Annotated in this window: 5 protein-coding genes; 1 reads left to right on the top strand and 4 read right to left on the bottom strand. The window is 69.0% G+C overall.

The window, feature by feature from the left end; all coding sequences use genetic code 11:
• From P7D22_RS22315 to P7D22_RS22305, 3 genes are all read right to left on the bottom strand, one after another.
• On the bottom strand, positions 1 to 724 hold a 724-nt coding region (locus P7D22_RS22315), incomplete at its 3' end, for a four-carbon acid sugar kinase family protein (protein WP_442916132.1).
• Positions 724 to 2,013, bottom strand: coding sequence for a 3-oxo-isoapionate-4-phosphate decarboxylase OiaX (gene oiaX / locus P7D22_RS22310; RefSeq protein ID WP_319936452.1), 1,290 nt, complete (start codon positions 2,011 to 2,013; stop codon positions 724 to 726). The genes P7D22_RS22315 and oiaX, both read right to left, overlap by 1 nt.
• A 21-nt stretch (positions 2,014 to 2,034) precedes the next feature.
• A complete protein-coding gene (locus P7D22_RS22305; RefSeq protein WP_319936451.1) occupies positions 2,035 to 2,862 on the bottom strand; it encodes a phosphogluconate dehydrogenase C-terminal domain-containing protein in 828 nt (275 codons plus the stop codon).
• 513 nt (positions 2,863 to 3,375) lie between these two features.
• Here P7D22_RS22305 and P7D22_RS22300 point away from each other — a divergent pair.
• Positions 3,376 to 4,041, top strand: a complete 666-nt coding sequence (locus tag P7D22_RS22300; RefSeq protein WP_319936450.1) for a peroxiredoxin-like family protein — start codon at positions 3,376 to 3,378, stop codon at positions 4,039 to 4,041.
• A gap of 101 nt (positions 4,042 to 4,142) precedes the next feature.
• On the opposite strand, the gene P7D22_RS22295 is transcribed toward P7D22_RS22300, so the two are convergent.
• Positions 4,143 to 4,775, bottom strand: a 633-nt coding sequence (locus P7D22_RS22295; RefSeq protein WP_319936449.1) for an SDR family NAD(P)-dependent oxidoreductase, incomplete at its 5' end; no start/stop codon positions are given.

The raw sequence follows: 4,775 nt of genomic DNA, 5'->3' as shown, positions 1-4,775 counted from the left end.
GCGCATATTCCACCCCGGACGACCCCACGGCGAAGCGACGCCCGGATTGCGCCAGCCGCCACAACTGCCGCCCGGCCTCGGCCTGGGTGGCGCGATCCGCGACGTCGAGCAGCAGCAGGCTGTCGGGCGTGGCGAGCAGCCGATCCACCGCGGCCGTGGGGTCGGGGCCCGCCAGGGCCGCGAGGTCGGCCAGCGTCACCGGACGGGCGGTCTGGGCCGCCATGTGCAGGCGCAGGTCGGCTTCCCGCATCGGGGTCACGGGATGGCGGCTCATCACCGGATGACGGTCGATGCGGAAGGTCTCGCCCCGAAAGGCGGCGAACAGCGTGCCAAAGGCCGTGTAGCGCTTGAGTTGCGGCGCGCCGACCACGAGCGGCACGACATCCTGGCCGAACGCCCTTGCGCCGATCTCGGCCGCGCGGCCGATGTTGCCGACCGTCGGCGCGGAATCGAAGGTCGAGCAGACCTTGTAATGGGTCACGGCGGCGCCGAGGTCGCGCAGCGCCGCAAAGGCGGGCGCGAGATGCGCGTCCATCCAGGCCGGGGTTTCGCTGCGGCTCGTGCCCGCGACGCCGATGGCGCGGGCTTCGGGAAAGCGGTCGCGCTGCGCGGCCGAGGGCGCCTCGGTGAACAACACCGTCGGCACGCCGCATGAGGCGAGCGCCTCCATGACATCGGTCGAACCGGTGAGGTCGTCCCCGTAATAGGACAAAAGGAGCGACATCAGGCGGCCGCGTCCGAGGCGCCGAAAAACGCGATCGATTGCGCCAGCTCGGTATGCTGGCGTGCGTAGACGTCGAGATCGACGCCCGCGACCGTCGCCTCCCAGGCCTGCTGCACCGCCTTGACGCCGGCCGCCGGGCCGCCCGGATGGCTGACGATGCCGCCGCCGCACAGGTAGAGCAGATCCGTGGTCCGGCCCGTGCGGGCAAAGGTGTCGGGCGCCTGGCCGCCCCATTGGCCCGAGCCCACCACCGGCATGCAACAGTCGGCGGGTGAGAACATCGGCGTCGTGACGGCCGCGAAAGAGCGGACGAAGCTGTCGTCCGGCTCCCAATACTTCACCCGGATGCCGTTGATCTGGAACTGATCGATGCCGAGCAGTCGCCAGAACTGTTGATAGACCGAAAAGTCGAGGCCGAGGCTCGGATGGCGGGTCATGGCATCCCAGCCGGCCCGGTGGGCGTGCAGGGCGAGCCGCGACCGCTTGCGCAGGAATCTTAGCCCGCCGAACCCCACCGCATTGAGGCAGATTACGGCCGCGTTGCCGCCCGCATCCGCCACCATATCGTGGTTGCGCAGCATCTGGTCCGGGTCGTCCGACGAAATGTTGAACGCATACATGACCTTGCGGCCGGTCTTCTGTTCGCCGTCACGGATGATCGGCATGATGGCGGCCACGCGCTCGGCCAGCGGCGAATAGGCCGGGCTCATCAGCTTTTCGTCGTCCTTGATGAAGTCGACCTCCGCGGCCACGAGGTCGCGCACCAGCGCCGCGGTTTCGTGCGGCCTTAGGCCGAGGGCGGGCTTGACGATCGAGCCGATCACCGGCCGGTCCTGCACACCGGTGAGCCGGCGCGTGCCCGCGACGCCGAACTGAGGCCCGGGGTAGGCGGCCGCAAAGGCCGGGGGCAGGCGCAGGCCGGTCACCCGGAAGCCGGAAAACCCCTTGATGGCCGAGGCGCCGCCGACCGCGATGGTCATCAGCGCCGCGAGGTCGGTGCCGATCGCATCGAGCGGGAAATCGATGTCGGCTTCACCGGCGCGGTAGCGGGCCCCCGCGATGGCGCCATCCGGCCACGCCGCCGTGGCGACGGGCGGCAACTCGCGGTAGCCGGCCACCCGGGCCGCGACGCGGGCCTTCAGCTCCGGGGTTTCGCCCGGCAGCGCCACAAAGGTGCCGGTCGACTGGTCGCTGGCGATCTTCGCCGCGAGCCGCTCGGGGTCGCCCGCCGTCTCGATACGGTAGGTCAGCCGGATCGCATCGTCGGGCTGGCTGGCGGCTGGCAACATGGGGGCGCTCCGGGGCGACGGTCAGGTGATGCGCTGGATCGAGGCCGCGAGCTCTTCGGGCTCGAACACCCGGCGCCAGTCGTCGCGCATCAGGGCCGGCTTGCCGAACTCGATGGCCTTGTTGCAGGCATCCGAGAACACGCCCTGCTTTTCCTCGAAGATCACCGAGCCGAGGACGTTCATGTGGCCGAGCAGGAAGTCGCGCGCCGCATCGCGCGGCACGCCGCGAGCCACCACCTCGTCCATGGCTTCCTTCATCACCACCAGCAGCGTGGCGCAGACGGTTTCGGACAGGCCGGGCTCGAGCAGCGCCATCTGCTCGACGGTGACGCGGTGCGAGCGCATCACCGGGGCCCAGATCACCTTGGCGACCTCTTCGCCGAGCGCATAAGCGCTTTCCGGCCCCTGCATCAGCGAACTGACGATGTGCTGCTTGGCCGCGATGCCGCCGAAATAATCGGTCTTGGCGTGCATCTCGGTTTCATCGTTGAAGATCGGCGGATGGCACGGGTGGGTCACGAAATAGGTGAGGTCGGGCCGCTCGGGCAGGTGGCCCGCGAAGGGCGCCGCGGCGTCGAGCGCCACCACCATCGTGCCGGCCTTGAGGCGCGGGCTGATTGCCGCCGCGACCGTGCCGATGATCGTGTCGGGCACGGCCAGGATGACCACATCGGCGCCGTCGAGCGCCGTATCCTGGTCCACGGCCTCGAAGCCGAGATCGTCCTTCAGGCGCTGGCGTCCCGCCGGGCTGACCTCGACATGCCGGACCTCGAAGCGCGACCCCTTGAGATTGCTGGCGAGCCGATAGCCCATCTTTCCGCCGGCACCGAACAAAGCGATGGCTGTCACAACAAACCTCCCCCCGAGTCCTCGAAGACTACGTTCGAGGCGCAAACTGGTATGATGAGTGTATCGCGCTTTCTTTCCGGCCCTGTCAATCCGCATGATCTGCGCTTCGCCGGGGGAGAGGCGGACCGGGGCTGGTCGGCGGAGCGCGGGTCATTGCGGATGGGTTCGGATGCCGGGCCAGCCCTCGCCGATGCGAGCCTGACGGACCCTTGGTCGCGGTCGCGAAGAGAGCCGGGCAACGGGCAGGGATCGCTTGACAGTCTATTAAAATAATAGACTAATGGGTGTGTGGCTTGGCGTGCGCTTGGGAGTTGCGGTGCATCGATGTTTGTTCGGGCCCCCTCGCCGCTGCTCGACCTGATGGTCGTCGGCCCCAGCCGCATGATCTCCGCGGGCCGGATGTCCGGTCGTGGCGCAATCGGTCGTGTGCCGGCTGGTGGCCCGGATCGGCTGCGACCGAGACACATTCGTTCACGGGCATGACGCCCAAGCTCGATCCAACAGGACTTTCCGATGAGCCTTTCAGACGACCTCGCCCGCACCGTGGACACCGTCCGGTCCGCCGTGCCGGAGCACGTGTTCGAGGCGATCGGACGCTCGATCACCGATCTTCAGGCCACCGGGATCGCGGATCGCGCCGTCGGCGTCGATGAACGGATCGCCTTTCCGGTCCTCGAGCATCTCGACGGTGCGCCGTTTCCGCTGGCCGATAGGCTGGCCGGGCGGCCGGCGATCCTGGTGTTCTACCGTGGCGGCTGGTGCCCTTATTGCAACGTCGCGTTGCGGGCCTATGCGGCGGCGCTGCCCGAGATCGAAGCCGCGGGCGCCACGATCGTCGCCGTGACGCCGGAGCGGGCCGAGCATGCCGTCGAGACTGCCCAGATCACCGATGGCGGCCTCGGCTTCCCGATCGCGGTCGATAAGGGCAATGCCTTTGCGCGCGCCCTCGGCCTCGTCTTCGCGGTGCCGGAGTCGCTCCGGCCGCTCTACCGCGAGATCGGCATCGACCTCGCGGCCTGGAACGGCGACGAAACCCATGAATTGCCGGTGCCGGCCACCTATGTGGTCGACCAGGGCGGCGTCGTCCGCTGGGCCTTCGTCGAAGCCGATTTCACCCGTCGCGCCGATCCGCGCGACGCGATCGCGGCGCTGAAGCGGCTGCGCCTCGCGGCGGCGTAGCGGGATGCGGCGCATCGCCCGGGGGTGCATCCCGGCCCTGATGGGGTGAACGGCGATCGGCGGATCGACGCTCGTCATGCTTGGCGCCGCCCTGCTTGGGCTCAGACCGCCGTAAAACCGTTATCGACGAACAGGTGGGTGCCGTTGACGAAGCTTGCTTCGTCGCTGGCGAGGAAGAGCGCCGCGCGCGCCACCTCCTCGGGTTCACACATGCGGCCCTGTTGCGCCGCGATCGCCGCATCCGACACATCCACGCCGAGGCGTGTGAGCTCATCCACCTCGCGCATCCCGTGCGGTGTCTTGATGAAGGCGGGGCAGACCGCATTGCAGCGGATGCCGCGGTCGCGGAATTCGACCGCGATCGCGCGCGCAAACATATGGCAGGCGCCCTTGGTGGTGTCGTAGAGCACCTCCATCGGCGTCGCCGCCACGGCCGAGATCGACGAGGTGCAGACGATGCTGCCCCCGCCGGCGTCGATCATGCCGGGCAGCACGGCCCGGGTCATCAGAAACATGCTGCGCACGTTGACGGCCATCAGCCGGTCCCATTCCGCCAGCGTGGTGTCGAGGAACGGCTTCACCACGATGGTGCCGGCATGGTTGAACAACACCGTCACGGCTCCGAGCGCGGCACCGATCGCCGCCACGGCGGCCGTCACCTGGGCCTCGTCCGACACGTCGGCGGGCGCAAAGGCGGCCTGCGCGCCCGCCGCCACCAACTCGGCCGCCAGCGC

It is taken from the genome of Lichenihabitans sp. Uapishka_5, from assembly GCF_033947565.1.
Taxonomy (GTDB): domain Bacteria; phylum Pseudomonadota; class Alphaproteobacteria; order Rhizobiales; family Beijerinckiaceae; genus Lichenihabitans.
This window is presented reverse-complemented; position numbering and strand designations above follow the sequence as displayed.